Genomic DNA, 17,514 nt, shown 5'->3' with positions numbered 1-17,514 from the left:
CTCCCTCAACCCTGAATCAGGAATGCCCCATGAGCCGCTTTCCCATCCACAGCCCCGATTCTGCCCCCGAAGCCGCGCGTGACGCGCTGAACAGCGTCCGCCAGGCATCCGGCTTTATCCCGAACCTGATCGGCGTGCTCGCCAATGCCCCGACCGCACTGGAAACCTACCGCACCGTTTCCGCCATCAACGCCCGCTCCAGCCTGAATGCCGCCGAACGTGAAGTGGTCCAGCTGACCGCCGCCACCACCCACGGCTGCGCATTCTGCGTCGCCGGCCACAGCGCCATGGTCGAGAAACAGGCACTGCTGCCGCCGGCCGTGCTCGCCGCGCTGCGTGAACGCCATGCACTCGACGACCCGCGCCTGAACGCGCTGGCCCGCTTCACCCTCGCCGTTATCGCCGGCCGCGGCCAGGTCGATGACGACGCGTATGCCACCTTCCTCGCCGCCGGTTTCACCCCGGCCAATGCGCTGGATGCCGTGCTGGGTGTCAGCCTGGCCACGCTGTGCAACTTCGCCAACAACCTGGCACAAACACCGCTGAATCCCGAACTGGCGACCTGGCGCTGGGACGCGCCGGCCGCGGCGCACGCGTAAGCGGGCCGGCCCGGAGGAAACCGCCATGAACGATATTTCCACAACGCCCGCACTGCATGACCGGGTCGCCGGACTGGCGCAGCAGACACTGGCGCCACGGGTCATCGACATCGACCGCGATGGTCTGTACCCGGAAGCCTTCCTGCGCGAACTCGGCGCCCTCGGCGGCTTTTCGGCCGCGCTGGCCGCGGAGGACGGCGGCAGCGGGCTGGCCAGCCAGATCGGCGTCATCGACACCGTCGGCCGGGTCTGCGGTTCAACCGCCTTTCTGGTCTGGTGCCAGACCACCTGTATCTGGTATCTGCGCCATGCACCGAATGCCGCCGTGCGCGAACGCCATCTCGGACCGCTGCTGCGCGGTGAACGGCTTGGCGGCACCGGCCTGTCCAATGCGATGAAGCACCTGGCCGGCATCGAGGACATCCGTTTGCGTGCCCGCCGCGATGGTAGCGGCTATCGCATCGACGGCAGCCTGCCATGGGTATCCAACATCGGCTCCGGTCACGTATTCGCTGCCGCCGCCGCCGTCGACGACGGCGGCTACGTGATGTTCCTGCTCCAGTGCGACCAGGCCGGCGTCTCGCTGCATGCCTGCCCGGAATTCGCCGGTCTGGAAGGGACGCGCACGCTGAATGTCCGCCTGCATGACGTCGCCATCGACGCCGATGCCGTCATCGCCGCTCCGGCGGAGTTCGCCGGCTATATCCGCCGCATCAAGCCCGGCTTCGTGCTCGGCCAGCTTGGCATCGGCTTCGGCATTGTCGACGCCTGCCTGCGCATCCTGCGCGAGTCGGCGGTCTCCCACGGCCACGTCAACACCTTCCTCGATCAGCAGGAAGCGCCGCTGGCGGCAGAACTGGCCGCCGCGCGCGCGCAGGCCGCCGCCCTGGCCGACGCCGCCGATCAGGGCACGGTACGGCCGCTGGACGTACTGAAGCTGCGCGCCGCCGCGGCCGAGCTGGCGCTGCGTGCAGCCAACGCCGCCGTGCTGCATGCCGGCGCCAAAGGCTACCTGATCCGCCACCCGGCCCAGCGCCGGCTGCGCGAAGCGGTGTTCGTTGCCATCGTCACCCCGGCGCTGAAACAGTTGCGCAAGGAAATCCATGCGCTGGAGCACGCCGCATGAGCGTGCAGTGGATGTGCGGTCCATGCGGCTTCATTTACGACGAAGCACTGGGCCTGCCCGACCACGGCATCGCCCCCGGCACCCCGTTCGCCGACATTCCCGACGACTGGGTCTGCCCCGACTGCGGGCTCGGCAAGCCCGATTTTTTCCTCATTCCGGATTAAGGAGCCCGCAGTGACCGCAAGGCCCGATGCCCTGCCCGCCCTGTGGGCGGAAGATATTTCCCTGTCCTACCCGCAGCCGGACGGCCAGCGCCAGCGGATACTGGAAGGCTTCGGCCTGTCGCTCGCCGCTGGCGAAACTGTGGCGCTGCTCGGCCCGAGCGGGGTCGGCAAATCGTCGCTGCTGCGCGTGCTGGCCGGCCTGCAGACCGCCGACAGTGGCCGGGTGCAGGCACTCGGCGCGCCGCTGACCGGTCCGCATCCGCGTCTGGGCATGGTGTTCCAGGACCCGTGCCTGCTGCCGTGGCTGACCCTGGCCGGAAACGTCGCCTTCGGCCTGGATTTCCGTCACCAGCCGGCGCTGGACGCCGCCAGCCGGCGGCGGCGGGTCGATGACGCCATTGCCGAAGTCGGACTGGACGCCTTCCGCCAGCGCTACCCGGCCGAACTGTCCGGCGGCATGGCCCAGCGTGCTGCGCTGGCCCGCAGCCTGGCGCGCCAGCCGGCCATCCTGCTGCTGGACGAGCCGTTCAGCGCGCTGGACGAGATTACCCGTGGCGACATGCAGTTGCTGCTGCGCGAGGTCATTCGTCATCACCAGGCGGCCGCCGTGCTGGTCACCCACGATATCGACGAAGCCCTGCGGGTAGCCGACCGCATTCTGCTGATCGGCGGCCAGCCCGGCCGCCTGATCGACAGCTGGACGCTGAACCTGCCGGCACCGGGTGCCGACCAGGACCGGGCGCTGACTGAGCTGCGCCTCGACATCGTGCAACGGCTGCGACATGCCCGCACGCCCTCCCCCCTCCCCCAACAGGCCTGACCATGACCCAAGATCCGTTGCGCTCCCGTCGGGAGTTCCTGAAATTGTCCGCGCTGCTGACCGCCGGCGGCGCGCTGCCGCTGCTGCAGTCGTTCGAGGCCCGCGCCGCCGCCGATGCCAATGCGCCGGTGCGGATCGGCTACCTGCCGATCACCGACGCCACACCACTGCTGGTCGCCCATCACAACAAGCTGTACGAGGCCGAAGGGCTGACGGTGGAAGCCCCGCGCCTGTTCCGCAGCTGGGCGCAACTGGTCGAAGCGTTTGTGTCCGGCCAGGTCAATGTGGTCCACCTGCTGTCGCCGATCACGGTGTGGGCGCGCTACGGCAGCAAGGTGCCGGCCAAAGTGGTCGCCTGGAACCATGTCGGCGGCTCGGCCCTGACCGTGCTGCCCGAGATCGACAATATCCGCCAGCTGGGCGGCAAGACGGTGGCGATCCCGTTCTGGTATTCAATGCACAACGTGGTGCTGCAGCAGCTGCTGACGCAGAACGGCCTGCAGGCGATCAGCGGCGGCCGCGCCGCACCGCGCGCCAATGAAGTGAATCTGGTGGTGATGTCCCCGGCCGACATGACCCCGGCGCTGGCCAGCCGCCAGATCGCCGGCTTTATCGTCGCCGAGCCGTTCAATGCCGCCGCCGAGCTGCTGAAGGTCGGCAAGGTGCTGCGCTTTACCGGCGACGTGTGGAAAAACCATGCCTGCTGTGTGGTTTTCATGCACGAGCGCGATCTGAACCAGCGCCCGGAATGGAGCCAGAAAGTGGTCACCAGCCTGGTCAAGGCCCAGGCCTGGATCCAGGACAACCGTGGCGCCACCGCGCGCCTGCTGTCCAGGGACGGCCCCAACCGCTACACGCCGCACAGTGTGGAAACCCTGTCCCGGGTGCTGGAGCCGAATGCGGCCCAGGCGCGCCAGTACGCAGCCAGCGGCGCCATCCGTCACCCGGACTGGAAGGAAGAGCGGATCGACTTCCAGCCGTATCCGTTCCCGAGCTACACCGAAACCCTGGTGCGGATGCTGAAGACCACCCGCATCGAGGGCAACAACGCCTTCCTCGCCGGGCTGAAGCCCGAGCAGGTCGCCCGCGACCTGGTCGATGATCGCTTCGTCAGGCAGGCGCTGCGCCAGGTCGGCGGGCTGAAGACGTTCGGGTTCCCCGATTCGTTCACCCGCAATGAAATCGTGTCGGTCTAGGAGGATGCGGATGTCTGTTTTTGCGGCCGGAAACGGCAAGGCCGCGCGGCTGGCGCTGGCCGTGGGCGGGCTGGCGCTGCTGCTGGCAGCCTGGGCACTGGGCATCCAGTGGCTGGGTCGCGAGCAGCCGCTGGCAGCCCTGCTCGGACCGGGGCCGACCTTCGTCAGCCTGTACGAGCTGCTGGCCGGCAACGAGCTGACCCGCCATGTGCTGGTCAGCCTGCGCCGGGTACTGGTCGGGCTCGGCCTGGCATTCGCCATCGGCGTGCCGCTCGGCCTGGCCGTCGGCGTGTCGCGGCCGGTCGAGGCCGGCACCTCGGCCGCATTCCAGTTCCTGCGCATGATCTCACCACTGTCGTGGATGCCGATCGCGGTCATGGTGCTGGGTGTCGGTGATGCGCCGATCTACTTCCTGCTCGCCTTCGCCGCGGTGTGGCCGATCATGCTGAACACCGCCGCCGGCGTGCGCCAGCTCGACCCGCGCTGGCTGCAACTGGGCCGCAGCCTCAGTGCCACGCGCACGGAGACACTGTTCCGCATCATCCTGCCCGGCATCCTCGGTCATATCCTGACCGGCGTCAGACTCGCCATCGGCATCGTCTGGATCGTGCTGGTGCCGTGCGAAATGCTCGGCGTCAGCGCCGGGCTCGGCTATTTCATCCTCGATACGCGAGACCGCCTCGCCTACTCGGAACTGATGGCCGTCATTCTGCTGATCGGCCTGCTCGGCTACCTGCTCGACGCCCTGGCACGCTGGCTGAAGCGTGCCGTGCATGCGGAAGCCTGAACGCCCGCCGCCTCCGTTTTGACCGCCATCAACGCAACATGACATCCGTGTTGCATAATGGCGGGGTTGATTTTTGTCACATGGAATTTGTCATGACTGCCATTCGTATCGCCATGATCGGCGCCGGTGAAACCGGCACCCCCCTGCTGCGCCAACTGCTTGACGCCCCGTTCGTCGAACTGGTCGGCCTGGCCGACCTCGACCTCGAACAGCCGGGCATTGCGCTGGCGCGCGAGCATGGCCGCCCCGTCACTACCGACTTCCGCGAACTGGCACGCGATGCCTCGATCGACATCCTGATCGACGTGACCGGCGTCCCGGCCGTGCGCGAAACACTGCGCCAGATCATGCAGGACACCCGCAACGAACATACGCTGATCATGCATGAGCGCATCGCGCTGCTGATGCTGTCGCTGTCGGCCGGCCACTGGATCGACGGCAAGCACGACAACGAACACTACGTGTAATACCGCCGCCGGCCGGCCTTCCCATGCCCGGGGGAAGGCCGGCGGCCGGCTTTTTCCGACCTTTCATAAAAGATTCACTAGCAAGTTGTAAATAGACTATAAATAATGAGACTTTGTCATATCCTCCGGGCTGAAGATGAATGCTGCAAAGAAGATCCGAAAACTCATAGAGAACAATCAGGAACCCGAGCAGATCACCATCCTGAAGTCGCTGGTGCTCGCCATCGAAAAAGGCGAACCGTTCCGGCTGCAGTCACTGTATGACCTGAACATGCCGCACTTCGACCTGGCCATCGAGCTGATCCAGGACTGGCGCTTCGATCACCACATCTCCTCGCGCAGCAAGCTGTGGGAGCAACTGGCCAACGAACTGCGTGCCCGACCGAGCGACGAACCGGCAGAGGCCGCAGAGGTCGCTGACGGCGACATCCCGGCTGTCGAAGCCGCCGCCCCCCCGGTAGTGGAAAAGGCACCGGCCAAGACCCCGGCTGCCCCGGCCGCAAAAAAGCCGGCCGCCAAGCGGACCAGCAAGCGGCCCGCCGCCAAGTAAGCACAAGACGCCGGTTCAACCGCAGCAGACCCCCCGGTCTGCTGTTCCAGTTTGTGCTTCAGTCCCTGACCAACCCGCCGCGCGCGGGTTTTTTCATGCCGGCAAGCGCCGGTTTCATCATCACGATTTGTGCTAACCAATCCAGTCTTTATTCTTTTACAGCCATATCGCGGATTCATATCCTGATGGTTATCGCCAGCACGGCCAGCCCGTGCCGACGCGAACCGAATGGAGAAAAACCGCATGTCCACCGTAGCCCTGTCCCTGATTTCCCCCGCCAGCGAACGGGCTGATGCCCCCCGTCACGAACACCCGGTTCTCGCCGCCGCCCGCTACCAGGCCCGGGTCGCGAACCTGCCGTTTGCCGGCAGCGTCACGCCGCAGCAGGCATGGCAACTGGTCGAGGCCGGCGCCGCGCAGCTGGTCGATGTCCGCTCGCCGGAAGAGGTCAAATTCGTCGGCCGCGTGCCTGACACGCAGAACGTGCCGTGGGCGTCCGGCACCGCACTGAACCGCAATCCGCGTTTTCTGAAAGAACTGGAAACCCGCGCCGGCGGCAAGGACGCCGTGCTGCTGCTGTTGTGCCGCAGCGGCAAGCGCTCGGCCGAGGCCGCTGCGGCCGCCACCCGCGCCGGCTTTGACGCGGTATTCAATGTCCTGGAAGGCTTCGAGGGCGAGCTGGATGCGCACCAGCAGCGCGGCGCGGCCGGGGGCTGGCGTCACCGGCAACTGCCGTGGCAACAGGACTGACGGCATGAATTCTCCCTTCCTCGCCATTCCGCCCGCCGCCACAGACGCCGGCGACGGCCTGTGGCCGCTGGAACAGGTGGTCGCCGAACTGCGCACTGCCCGCGCCCAGTGGCGCGCCGCCCAGCACCGCCAGGCCGAACCGGGCAGCCGCGAGCTGCCTTCGCGCGACATCCTGACCGACATCACCCACGCACTGCGTGCGGCGCTGTTCCCGCTGCGACTCGGCCCGCCGGACCTGCGTCCGGCCGGTGAGGACTTTTACGTCGGCCACACCCTGGACCGGGCGCTGAACGCCCTGCTCGGCCAGGTCAGGCTGGAGCTGCATTTCGTACTGCGCCACAAGAGTGGAAACCTGGACGCGCAGATCGACCACAAGGCGCGCGGCATCGTGCGCGAGTTCGCCATCCGCCTGCCGCAGATCCGCCGCCTGCTCGACAGCGATGTCGAATCGGCCTACCTCGGCGACCCGGCCGCGCGCAGTGTGGACGAGATCCTGCTGTGCTACCCCGGCATCGTCGCCATCATGCATCACCGGCTCGCCCATGCGCTGTACCGGCTTGGCGTGCCATTGCTGGCGCGCATCGTCGCCGAACTGGCGCATGCCGAAACCGGCATCGACATCCATCCCGGCGCGCAGATCGGCCGTGGCTTCTTTATCGATCACGGCACCGGCGTAGTCATCGGCGAAACCGCCGTGATCGGCGAGCGCGTGCGCCTGTACCAGGCCGTCACCCTCGGCGCGCGCCGCTTCGAGACCGACGACAGCGGTGCGCTGCGCAAGGGTGGTCCACGCCATCCGGTCGTCGAGGACGACGTGGTCATCTATGCCGGCGCCACCCTGCTCGGCCGGATCACCATCGGCCGCGGCTCATCCATCGGCGGCAATGTCTGGCTGACCCGCAGCGTGCCGCCGGGCAGCGCCATCACCCAGGCCGGTCTGCAGCAGGAAACGCCACCGCGCGACGGACCGGCGCCATGAACCCGCATCACTTTGGCCGCGAGGTGCGCCAGCTCCGCGAGACGCGGGCCTGCGCGCAGGAAGCGCTGGCGGAACGCGCCGACCTGAACCGATCCTGCCCCGGCAGGATCGAGCGTGGCGACGTGGTGCCATCGCTGAACACCATGGCCTGGCTCGCCGGCGCGCCCGGATTGAAACGGCCCGGACGGGTCGCCCGCTGCGGAACCCGCCTCGCAGCCTGAATGCCCAGGACCGCCCGTTGATGTCGATAGCATATCCAGTCGCCATCAACGAGCGGACCCTGTTTGCCGATTCCCTTCCACTCACCCCAGGAGCAGTTTGATGTCCGCTCAACACGATGCGCAGCTGGCGCTCGGCGACAATGCCGCCCGTCAACTGGCAAACGCCACCAAGACGGTTCCACAACTTTCCATCATCTCGCCGCGCTGGCTGACCCACTTGCTGCAATGGCAACCGGTCGAAGCCGGCATCTACCGTCTGAACAAGGTCAGGAACCCGCGCGACGTACGTGTCGCTTGCTCGCAACGGGACGAGTCGGAACTGCCGTCGACCTTTGTCGACTACGAAGAACAGCCGCGCGAATACTTCCTCAACGCCGTGACCACGGTACTGGACGTGCACACCCGCGTGTCCGACCTGTACTCCAGCCCGCATGACCAGATCAAGGAACAGCTGCGGCTGACCATCGAGACGATCAAGGAGCGCCAGGAAAGCGAGCTGATCAACAACCCGGACTACGGCCTGCTGGCCAATGTGGCCGACGAGCAGCGGCTGTCGACCCTGACCGGCGCCCCGACCCCGGATGACCTCGACGACCTGCTGACCCGGGTGTGGAAAGAGCCGGGCTTCTTCCTGACCCACCCGCTGGCCATCGCCGCCTTCGGCCGCGAGTGCACCCGTCGTGGCGTGCCGCCGCCGACCGTCAGCCTGTTCGGCTCGCAGTTCCTGACCTGGCGCGGCATCCCGCTGATCCCGTCGGACAAGGTGCCGGTCGAGGACGGCAAGACCCGCATCCTGCTGCTGCGCACCGGCGACAAGGGCCAGGGCGTGGTCGGCCTGTTCCAGCCAGGCCTGGCCGGCGAGCAGAGCCCGGGGCTGTCGGTGCGCTTCATGGGCATCAACCGCAATGCCATCGCGTCCTACCTGATCTCGCTGTATTGCTCGCTGGCAGTGCTGTCCGACGATGCGCTGGCCGTTCTCGAAGACGTGGAAATTGGCAAGTACCATGACTATCCAGACACTTACAAGTGAGCCGGTCCCGGCCGGCCTGCCGGACGTGCTGACCCTGGCGCAGCTGGCCGGCGAGTTCTTCGCCGCGCTGCCGGGATCGCCGCCGGCCGCCCCGACGGCACCAACCCCGCCGCGCGCGACCGGACCGGTCATCGCCTCCGGCAGCGGCTCGCCGACGCTGGCCCCGGCAGCCCCGCCGGGCGAAGCACCGGCCGCCGCCGGCGTACCACGCGGCCACAATGCCGCGCCCGGCGTGCCGCAGGGCTACGCTGCCGCGCTGCCGACGCTGGCTGCGCCGTCGGCGCCCTCCTCGTCGTCGCCGTACTACTTCCTCGACAGCGGCAATGGTTATCCGTCCGCCAGCGGGCTGTCGGTACCGCACAGCCTCGCCGCACAGCCATTCGGCTTTCCCGGCGAAACGGCGCTGCGCGAGTTGCTGGCCGACATCGACCACCGGCCACGGGACCGGGCAGCACCGGCAAACGGCAGCGGTCATTTCTACTTCCTCGACCCGGCAGCCGACGGCCGTCCGGCCCGCAGTGCCCCACAGGCCGCCAGCCAGCCGCCGCTGGACGTGAACCGGGTGCGCCACGACTTCCCGATCCTGCAGGAACGGGTGAACGGCAAGCCGCTGGTCTGGTTCGACAATGCCGCGACCACGCACAAGCCGCAGGCCGTCATCGACCGGCTCGCCTGGTTCTACGCCCACGAGAACTCGAACATCCACCGTGCCGCGCATGAACTGGCGGCGCGGGCGACCGATGCCTACGAGGCGGCACGACAGAAGGTGGCCCGCTTCCTTGGCGCGGCCTCGCCGGACGAAATCGTGTTCGTGCGCGGCGCAACCGAGGCCATCAATCTGGTGGCAAAGAGCTGGGGCGCAGCCAATATCGGCGCGGGAGACGAAATCATCGTTTCCCACCTGGAACACCACGCCAATATCGTGCCGTGGCAGCAACTGGCGGCCGAAAAGGGCGCAAAGATCCGCGTGATTCCGGTCGACGACAGCGGACAACTGCTGCTCGACGAGTACCGCAAGCTGCTCGGACCGCGCACCAGGCTGGTTGCGGTGACCCAGGTATCGAACGCGCTGGGCACCGTGACCCCGGTGCACGAAGTCGTGGCGCTTGCACACGGCGTCGGCGCCACGGTGCTGGTCGACGGCGCGCAGGCGGTGTCCCACCTGCGGGTTGACGTGCGGGCGCTGGATGCGGACTTCTACGTGTTCTCCGGCCACAAGGTGTTCGGCCCGACCGGCATCGGCGTGGTCTACGGCAAGAAGGCGATCCTGGACGGCATGCCGCCGTGGCAGGGCGGCGGCAACATGATTGCCGACGTCACCTTCGAGCGCACGCTGTACCACGGCGCCCCGGCCCGCTTCGAAGCCGGCACCGGCAACATCGCCGACGCCGTCGGCCTTGGCGCCGCCATCGACTACGTCGAGCAGCTGGGCCTGGACAATATCGCCGCCTACGAGCACGCGCTGCTCGAATACGCGACCCACGGCCTGCGCGCCATCCCCGGCCTGCGCCTGATCGGCACCGCGCAGCACAAGACCAGCGTCGCATCCTTCGTCCTGCAGGGCTACAAACCGGAGGAAGTCGGCGACGCGCTGAACCGCGAAGGCATCGCCGTGCGCTCCGGCCACCATTGCGCACAGCCGATCCTGCGCCGCTTCGGCGTCGAAGCCACGGTGCGGCCGTCGCTGGCGTTCTACAACACCTGCGAAGAGGTCGACAAGCTGGTGGCCGTGGTCAGGGGGCTGGCACGACGGTAGAGGGTCGCGTCAAGCCAGAACGGGCAATCCGGTGCATTCCCGGGAGGGAATGGACGGGGTTGCCCGTTTGTTCTGGTCGCTTCCGTACCGGGTCGGCAGTCATGGGAAGTGGGTATTTTCTCCCCGCGCCGGAGGGGAACACGATTTGGTCATGACCAAAATGCCGGCATATCTGGTTCATCCCCGCGGACGCGGGGAACACTGCGCCTTGCAGGGCCTCGGCACCAATGAAGGCGGTTCATCCCCGCGTCCGCGGGGAACACGTCGTAGGCCCAGCCTCCGCCCACCAGCCAGTGCGGTTCATCCCCGCGTCCGCGGGGAACACTTGGCAAGAAACTGCTGGAACGTGCCGTCAGTCGGTTCATCCCCGCGTCCGCGGGGAACACAGATTGTAGATACCGGGTTTTAGCCCCCCTGCCGGTTCATCCCCGCGTCCGCGGGGAACACCAGGTGATGTGCGGCTCGCGTGCGAAGCGGTACGGTTCATCCCCGCGTCCGCGGGGAACACGACGCTGGCGGCTTTGCGACGCAGATAGGCGGCGGTTCATCCCCGCGTCCGCGGGGAACACCTCAGCCAGTTTGCGGCCAGATTCATTCGCCGCGGTTCATCCCCGCGTCCGCGGGGAACACTGGCTGCAACGTGTCCTTGTCGATCAGGTCCACGGTTCATCCCCGCGTCCGCGGGGAACACGCGACCAGCCGCGACCGCACCGGCGCATAACGCGGTTCATCCCCGCGTCCGCGGGGAACACATCGCAGTGAAGCGCAACGTGCTGGTCAGTACCGGTTCATCCCCGCGTCCGCGGGGAACACGAATTGCTCGGAGAACAGCATGTACGCGTTCTCGGTTCATCCCCGCGTCCGCGGGGAACACCTTTGGTGTCGACGGTGTTCTTGCTGTCGCGGCGGTTCATCCCCGCGTCCGCGGGGAACACGCACCAGGCGACGAAGTCAGCCGGCGGCACTTCCGGTTCATCCCCGCGTCCGCGGGGAACACAGATATAACTGGAAGCCGGAAGAGGCTCAGACTCGGTTCATCCCCGCGTCCGCGGGGAACACCCTGGCCAGTCTGGGTTTAGTGATTTCAGGTACGGTTCATCCCCGCGTCCGCGGGGAACACAACGCCGATTTGCTGAGGTACTGGCTCATGATCGGTTCATCCCCGCGTCCGCGGGGAACACTTATGTTGTTTCCCGTGATGTTATTGAATGTCCGGTTCATCCCCGCGTCCGCGGGGAACACACTAAAAATAGTCAATTGATTACAAAAGACTATTTTGCACCCGGAAAATCTACCAACTTTTTGCCTTGCCCAAGGCCAGCGTCAAACCACCCTAGGCTGTGACGTCACCGGCATCCGGAGGATGAAACGACACCAGTCTGGCACCGTCGAATTCGACCGGCATCCGTCGATTGCGTCCAAGCGTGACAAACTCAAAACCGGCCTCATTGGCGGCTTGCCAGGCCATTACCGCATTGCCGTCCTCCAGCCCTTCTTCCACCTGCTGCCACAGGTATTCACGCACCTTGCGATTGTACGTGCCAACGTAGACGCCGGCCCGTACCTCCAGCAGCCAGATGGCCATGCGGCCGCGCAGTCTGGGCGGGGCATTCTCAAGTACGATGACCAGCATCGCCAAGCCCCTTCTCTTCCGGAATCGCCACCTCGACCACCCCGTCCACGACCGGCACGCTCAGCCCGCCCGCCGCCAGCAGTTCTTCGATATCGGGGATGATCCGCTCCAGCAGTCGCGTGCGGCGAAACATGTCCCGGCATGACTGTCGCACGGTCCGTTCGTCATTGCCGCCGGTCGATTTCGCGGCAACGGCAAAGGCGGCCGGAACAACGGTTTCGAATTTGTACAGGTCCGCGATGTCGTAGACGAACGACAGCGGTTTGCCACTATGGATAAAGCCGATGGCCGGCGCATAGCCGGCCGCCAGTACGGCCGCCTCGACCACGCCATACAGACAATGGTTGGCCGCAGACAGGCAGCGATTGACCGGGTCGGCGGCGTCCCAGTCATTGCGATCATAGTTTCGCCCCTGCCATTTGACGCCATACTGCCCGGCCAGCAACTTGTACAGCGCCCGGACGCGCGTGCCCTCGATACCGCGCAACTGCTCGACTGAACGCCGCTGCGGCGGCTCGTCGCCAAAACGGCGCCGGTACATCTCGCGCACCACCTTGAGCCTGGCATCGTCATCCAGCGCCAGCCGGGCCTGATGCAGCAGCCGGTCCGCCCGCGCTCCGCCCGGCTGGCCTGCCGAGTACAACCGTACCCCGGCCTCACCCACCCAGACCAGCAGCGTACCCACTTCGGCAGCCAGCTTGCAGGCCGCATGCGACACGCGAACCCCGGGCTCCAGCAGCAGACAGGCAACACCGCCGATCGGAATATGCGTCCGTATCCCGGTCGTATCGACGGCGACAAATGCACCATCCAGCACGTCCAGCTGACAGCGCTCGACAAACAGCACCGACAGCCGTTCCCTGACCGGAATCGGCTTGAGTTTGGGGAGAGGCTGGCTCATCGGGTCATCCCTCGGCCAATGCCGCATATATGGAGACTCGGCACGCCACCTGCTGCCGATGGCTGCCGGCACACCGGCGGCAGCGTATCAAAATGCCAAGCTTCACCTGATGACTGGATGACTCCGCCGCCCATATGGCCTTCCCGCGCATTGATCAGGACGGAATGAGTATGTCATGCGAAAAGCATGGTGCGCAAAGCCTGAGCGTCCAATGGGACACCATCCCGCTCACGCGGGGAACACATTGCCGAGGCGGACAAGAATGAGCTGCTTTTCGGTTCATCCCCGCGTCCGCGGGGAACTCTAGTTGTTGGCCTGCGTCAGAATGCCGCCAACCGGTTCATCCCCGCGTCCGCGGGGAACACCTATTTCGACAATCTCCATTTCAATCTCGATACGGTTCATCCCCGCGTCCGCGGGGAACACTGGCAACAACACGCCACTCAGGGTGATGCTCTCGGTTCATCCCCGCGTCCGCGGGGAACACGCGCCGCCGGCGGTCGTCGATTCTGTAGTGGGCGGTTCATCCCCGCGTCCGCGGGGAACACATCAGCTCCCGCACGAACGATTCCGTGCTGAGCGGTTCATCCCCGCGTCCGCGGGGAACACGCGCAGCTGTTCCTGCAGTTGGGCAGCCTGTGCGGTTCATCCCCGCGTCCGCGGGGAACACCTGATAGCGCGCCGGGAACTGCACACCTCCGACGGTTCATCCCCGCGTCCGCGGGGAACACGTGCTTGGCGAGAATCTGGCCGGTCAATCCGCCGGTTCATCCCCGCGTCCGCGGGGAACACCGGCAGCGGCGGGCGGAAGCTCAGCCCGGACGAGGTTCATCCCCGCGTCCGCGGGGAACACGGGCGTGCTGCGGGCCGGGTAATACGCCTTGTACGGTTCATCCCCGCGTCCGCGGGGAACACATGCCCGGACAGCAGCCAATCCGGCCGACCTGCGGTTCATCCCCGCGTCCGCGGGGAACACGCGAGCACCCCCGCTCCCGATACCGAGCACAACGGTTCATCCCCGCGTCCGCGGGGAACACGGCCAGTCCGCCGACTGGGTCGACCTCACCAGCGGTTCATCCCCGCGTCCGCGGGGAACACACATTGGCTTTCACTTTCACAGCCGTTTCCTTCGGTTCATCCCCGCGTCCGCGGGGAACACGGCTTGTTCCCGAACGGCCGCAGCGCAAACGGCGGTTCATCCCCGCGTCCGCGGGGAACACCCGGCAGGAAACTCGTACAGGACGCCCAGCGTCGGTTCATCCCCGCGTCCGCGGGGAACACGCATGCGACATCCCTTCGGCCGACAGCCAACGAGGTTCATCCCCGCGTCCGCGGGGAACACTCTAAAAATAACCAACTGATTAAAAACGACAATTTAACACCTCAAAAATCTACCGATTTTCAGCACGCTTGCAGCAGCGCTTTCCGTCTCGCAGCATGACCGGTATTTCAGGCCCCACCGCCAGCGTTCACAGGCACCAATACCCTACACAAGGTCATGCCATTCGACCACGTCACATCGCCAGCATCATGATGGCCATGTCGATGATTTGAAAAAATTAATCAAACGGAATAGTCTGTTCGCTCACTTCCATGCCGTACGAACAGGATCGTCTTGAAGACTACCGCATCCTACTGGCGCTATTGGGGCAAGGCCTCCCCGGCCACGGCCGACAGTGCCGCCTGGCACCTGTTGCCCCTGCACTCGCTGGATGTGGCAGCGGTCATGCACTGTCTGCTGGAACAGCAGACCGAATGGCTGGCAGTGCTCGCCGCGCGCTGGAACTGGCAACCCCGGGCACTGGCGGAGCATCTGGTCTTCTTTGCCGCCCTGCACGATATCGGCAAGTTCTCCCGCAGTTTCCAGCGACTTTGTCCGCATGATTCTCCCGGGCTGGTGTCATGCGAAAAGGCACGACCGTATACCCAGCGCCACGATACCCTGGGCTTTCTGCTCTGGCTGGACTGTCTGTCGCGCACCTTGCCCGAAAACCTGCTGCCAGCCCCCAGAGACAAGTTGTGGGGCGAGTGGATACGCGTGGTCTGCGGCCATCACGGCCAGCCGCCAAAAGAAGGAAGCAGCAGCAAGCTGCATGCCGATGACTATTTCCTGGTCGATGACCAGACGGCGGCAACGGCATTCTGTCAGGACGTGGTGGCGCTTTTGCTGCCGGAGGGGCTGCATGCGCCAGAGGGCATCTCGCGCGAGCACAGCAAAACCGTCAGCTGGCCACTGGCCGGCCTGATGGTTCTGGCCGACTGGCTGGGTTCCAGCCAGGCGTTTTTCCGCTATCACAGCGAGCCGCTGCCGCTCGACGATTACTGGTTCAACCATGCCCTGCCGGCCGCGCGCCAGGCCATCGCCCACAACGGGCTGGGGGCATGTGTGGTGGCCCCCTATTGCGGTGCCGACCGGTTGACCGACTTTATCGACTATCTGCACACCCCCACCCCGCTGCAGCACTATGCCGCCACGGTGACGCTGGATCCGGGACCGCAGCTGTTCCTGCTGGAGGACGTGACGGGCGCCGGCAAGACTGAGGCGGCGCTGATTCTGGCACACCGGCTGATGGCGGCCGGTCACGGCAAGGGGCTGTACTTCGCCCTGCCCACCATGGCGACGTCGAACCAGATGTACCGGCGCGTCGGCGCCATCTACCGCAAGCTTTATCAGCCACAGAGTGCCCCCTCGATCGTGCTGGCCCATTCTGCCCGGCAACTGGTCGACGATTTCACCCGCACGCTGCAACAGCCGGATCACGGTTACGGCCCGCAGGAAGGCAGCGCCAGCATGCATTGCAATGCCTGGCTGGCGGATGGCAACAAGAAGGCACTGCTGGCCCATGTCGGCGTCGGTTCCATCGACCAGGCCCTGCTGGCCGTACTGCCGGCCAGGCACCAGTCCTTGCGACTGGCCGGTCTGCGCGACAAGGTGCTGGTGATCGACGAAGTTCACAGCTTCGACCCGTATGTCAAAACCCTGCTGTGCCAATTGTTGCGCGCACACGCGGCACAGGGCGGCAGCGCCATTCTGCTGTCGGCCACCGTGCCGCACACGGTCAAAACCGGTTTGCTGAACGCCTTTCGCGCCGGGCTGGGACTGGCAGCCGAATACGTCGAGCTCGATCCGCATTACCCACTGACCACCCGGCTTGCCGCTCAGGTGACACTGGCAACGCCGTGTGAAACCCGCGCCGAGGTCAGACGCACGGTCGCCGTGCAGCTCTTTGACAACAAGGCCGCCGTTCTTGACCTGATTGCGGAAGAAGCGGCTGCCGGACGCTGCGTCTGCTGGATTCGCAATACCGTCGACGATGCGCGCCAGGGCTTTGCCGCCCTGCAGGCGCGGCTGCCGGCCGAAAACCTGCACCTGTTCCACAGCCGCTTTGCCATTGGCCACCGGCTGGATATCGAAAATCGCGTGCTGGACCTTTTCGGCAAACACGCTACCGCCGCCATGCGCCGGGGTCAGGTGCTGATTGGCACCCAGGTACTGGAACAGTCTCTGGATTTTGATGCCGACATCATGATCAGCGATCTGGCACCGATCGATCTGCTGATCCAGCGCGCCGGCCGTCTGCAGCGGCATGCCCGCCATGCCGATGGCCAGCCGGCCGACGACGGGATCGAGCGGCGCCCGGCTCCCCGGCTGTGCGTGTTCGGTCCGCCACCGGACCCGGAACCGAAAGCCGACTGGTACGGCAAGGTCTTTGCCGGCGCGCAATACGTCTATCCCGACTTCGCCAAATCATGGCTGACCCAGCAGGCGCTGCTGGCCGCCGGCTGCATCATCTCTCCGGGAGTGCCCGGGCAGGCAAGCGCGGTTCGTCAACTGGTGGAAGCGGTTTATGGCGATGACGCCGAAGCCCGGGTTCCGGCGGCCCTGCAGCAGGCATCGGCCAGATGCCTGGGCGAAGCGATGAGCCAGGCCGACATCGCCCGCTTCAATTCGCTGGAGCTGGGCAAAGGCTATTGCGAGGGCAGCAGCCATTTCTGGGATGAGGAAGCCAACATCCCGACCCGGCTCGGCGCGGAAACGCGCACCGTCTATCTGGCGGAAGCCGGCGATACACCGGAATCCGGACTGCGCCCGCTGTACCGCGATGCTGATCCCCTGCGCCAGTGGTCGATGTCGGCGATCCGCCTGCCCAGCCACCAGCTGCAGGCCCTGAGCGCCGACTGGCAGCAACGTTTTGCCGCTGCGCTGGCGCAGCTGCACAGTGAACAGCCATGGATGAGTGAGTTCGATCTGGTGCTGCCGCTGCTGCCGGACGAGCAGGCCGGGCAATGGATTGGTCATGGCTGCGATGCGGATGGCAGGCCGGTCACGGTGCGGTATGGGCTGGAACAGGGAGGGGTTCTGAGATGACATCCGGGGGCCTGAGCCACCCGGATGTCCACCCTGCGAATGCAGGGAACATGATGGCCGAGATGAAGCCTATGGCTACTCCGTACGGTTCATCCCCAAATAATCGGGGAACGCGCCAATGGTAGCAGATTGACTAAAAACCGTGGCCATCAGCCAAACAACGAAG

Annotated in this window: 16 protein-coding genes and 2 CRISPR repeat arrays; of the genes, 14 read left to right on the top strand and 2 right to left on the bottom strand. The window is 65.9% G+C overall.

From position 1 onward, the window contains the following. Positions 1 to 29: 29 nt before the first annotated feature. The 13 genes from DFO50_RS08320 to DFO50_RS08260 all read left to right on the top strand — a co-directional run bounded on the left by DFO50_RS08320 (position 30) and on the right by DFO50_RS08260 (position 10,445). Positions 30 to 599, top strand: coding sequence for a carboxymuconolactone decarboxylase family protein (locus DFO50_RS08320; protein WP_107889582.1), 570 nt, complete (start codon positions 30 to 32; stop codon positions 597 to 599). A gap of 25 nt (positions 600 to 624) precedes the next feature. Further along, positions 625 to 1,725: an acyl-CoA dehydrogenase family protein gene (locus tag DFO50_RS08315; RefSeq protein WP_107889581.1), complete on the top strand. Its 1,101-nt coding sequence runs from the start codon at positions 625 to 627 to the stop codon at positions 1,723 to 1,725. After that, complete coding sequence (locus DFO50_RS08310) at positions 1,722 to 1,889, top strand: rubredoxin (protein WP_028500602.1); 168 nt, start codon at positions 1,722 to 1,724, stop codon at positions 1,887 to 1,889. Before DFO50_RS08315 ends, DFO50_RS08310 begins: the two co-directional genes overlap by 4 nt. A gap of 10 nt (positions 1,890 to 1,899) precedes the next feature. Further along, positions 1,900 to 2,709, top strand: a complete 810-nt coding sequence (locus DFO50_RS08305) for an ABC transporter ATP-binding protein (RefSeq protein ID WP_233495221.1) — start codon at positions 1,900 to 1,902, stop codon at positions 2,707 to 2,709. Between the two features lie 2 nt (positions 2,710 to 2,711). Further along, positions 2,712 to 3,905: an ABC transporter substrate-binding protein gene (locus tag DFO50_RS08300; protein WP_107889580.1), complete on the top strand. Its 1,194-nt coding sequence runs from the start codon at positions 2,712 to 2,714 to the stop codon at positions 3,903 to 3,905. A gap of 10 nt (positions 3,906 to 3,915) precedes the next feature. Further along, the gene (locus DFO50_RS08295) at positions 3,916 to 4,692 is read left to right on the top strand and encodes an ABC transporter permease (protein WP_112692360.1); all 777 of its coding nucleotides are present in this window, start codon (positions 3,916 to 3,918) and stop codon (positions 4,690 to 4,692) included. A gap of 92 nt (positions 4,693 to 4,784) precedes the next feature. Then, entirely contained in the window at positions 4,785 to 5,159 is a 375-nt protein-coding gene (locus tag DFO50_RS08290; RefSeq protein WP_028500598.1) for a Gfo/Idh/MocA family oxidoreductase, read from the top strand. Positions 5,160 to 5,295: 136 nt separating this feature from the next. After that, complete coding sequence (locus DFO50_RS08285) at positions 5,296 to 5,709, top strand: hypothetical protein (protein ID WP_112692320.1); 414 nt, start codon at positions 5,296 to 5,298, stop codon at positions 5,707 to 5,709. Between the two features lie 243 nt (positions 5,710 to 5,952). Next, positions 5,953 to 6,459, top strand: coding sequence for a rhodanese-like domain-containing protein (locus DFO50_RS08280; protein WP_112692319.1), 507 nt, complete (start codon positions 5,953 to 5,955; stop codon positions 6,457 to 6,459). A 4-nt stretch (positions 6,460 to 6,463) separates the two neighbouring features. Beyond that, entirely contained in the window at positions 6,464 to 7,438 is a 975-nt protein-coding gene (gene epsC, locus DFO50_RS08275) for a serine O-acetyltransferase EpsC (RefSeq protein WP_112692318.1), read from the top strand. Further along, positions 7,435 to 7,659, top strand: coding sequence for a helix-turn-helix domain-containing protein (locus DFO50_RS08270; protein ID WP_112692317.1), 225 nt, complete (start codon positions 7,435 to 7,437; stop codon positions 7,657 to 7,659). Before epsC ends, DFO50_RS08270 begins: the two co-directional genes overlap by 4 nt. A gap of 100 nt (positions 7,660 to 7,759) precedes the next feature. Then, the gene (locus tag DFO50_RS08265; RefSeq protein ID WP_112692316.1) at positions 7,760 to 8,689 is read left to right on the top strand and encodes a family 2A encapsulin nanocompartment shell protein; all 930 of its coding nucleotides are present in this window, start codon (positions 7,760 to 7,762) and stop codon (positions 8,687 to 8,689) included. After that, positions 8,664 to 10,445, top strand: a complete 1,782-nt coding sequence (locus DFO50_RS08260; RefSeq protein WP_112692315.1) for a family 2A encapsulin nanocompartment cargo protein cysteine desulfurase — start codon at positions 8,664 to 8,666, stop codon at positions 10,443 to 10,445. The genes DFO50_RS08265 and DFO50_RS08260 overlap by 26 nt, the downstream gene beginning before the upstream one ends. Positions 10,446 to 10,558: 113 nt before the next feature. Beyond that, positions 10,559 to 11,687: a CRISPR direct-repeat array (repeat unit 29 nt; unit sequence CGGTTCATCCCCGCGTCCGCGGGGAACAC). Positions 11,688 to 11,778: 91 nt separating this feature from the next. Here DFO50_RS08260 and cas2e read toward each other — a convergent pair. Then, complete coding sequence (gene cas2e, locus DFO50_RS08255; protein WP_107889575.1) at positions 11,779 to 12,078, bottom strand: type I-E CRISPR-associated endoribonuclease Cas2e; 300 nt, start codon at positions 12,076 to 12,078, stop codon at positions 11,779 to 11,781. Beyond that, complete coding sequence (gene cas1e, locus DFO50_RS08250; RefSeq protein ID WP_028500591.1) at positions 12,059 to 12,979, bottom strand: type I-E CRISPR-associated endonuclease Cas1e; 921 nt, start codon at positions 12,977 to 12,979, stop codon at positions 12,059 to 12,061. Before cas1e ends, cas2e begins: the two co-directional genes overlap by 20 nt. A gap of 275 nt (positions 12,980 to 13,254) precedes the next feature. Beyond that, positions 13,255 to 14,321: direct repeats of the CRISPR family, unit length 29 nt; unit sequence CGGTTCATCCCCGCGTCCGCGGGGAACAC. A gap of 273 nt (positions 14,322 to 14,594) precedes the next feature. Between cas1e and cas3 the strand changes: the two genes are divergently transcribed. Further along, positions 14,595 to 17,348 (top strand): CRISPR-associated helicase Cas3', encoded by a 2,754-nt coding sequence (gene cas3 / locus DFO50_RS08245; protein WP_112692314.1) that lies wholly within the window; start codon positions 14,595 to 14,597, stop codon positions 17,346 to 17,348. Positions 17,349 to 17,514 lie beyond the last annotated feature (166 nt).

Source organism: Microvirgula sp. AG722, from assembly GCF_003269145.1.
GTDB classification, from domain to species: domain Bacteria; phylum Pseudomonadota; class Gammaproteobacteria; order Burkholderiales; family Aquaspirillaceae; genus Microvirgula; species Microvirgula aerodenitrificans.
This window is presented reverse-complemented; position numbering and strand designations above follow the sequence as displayed.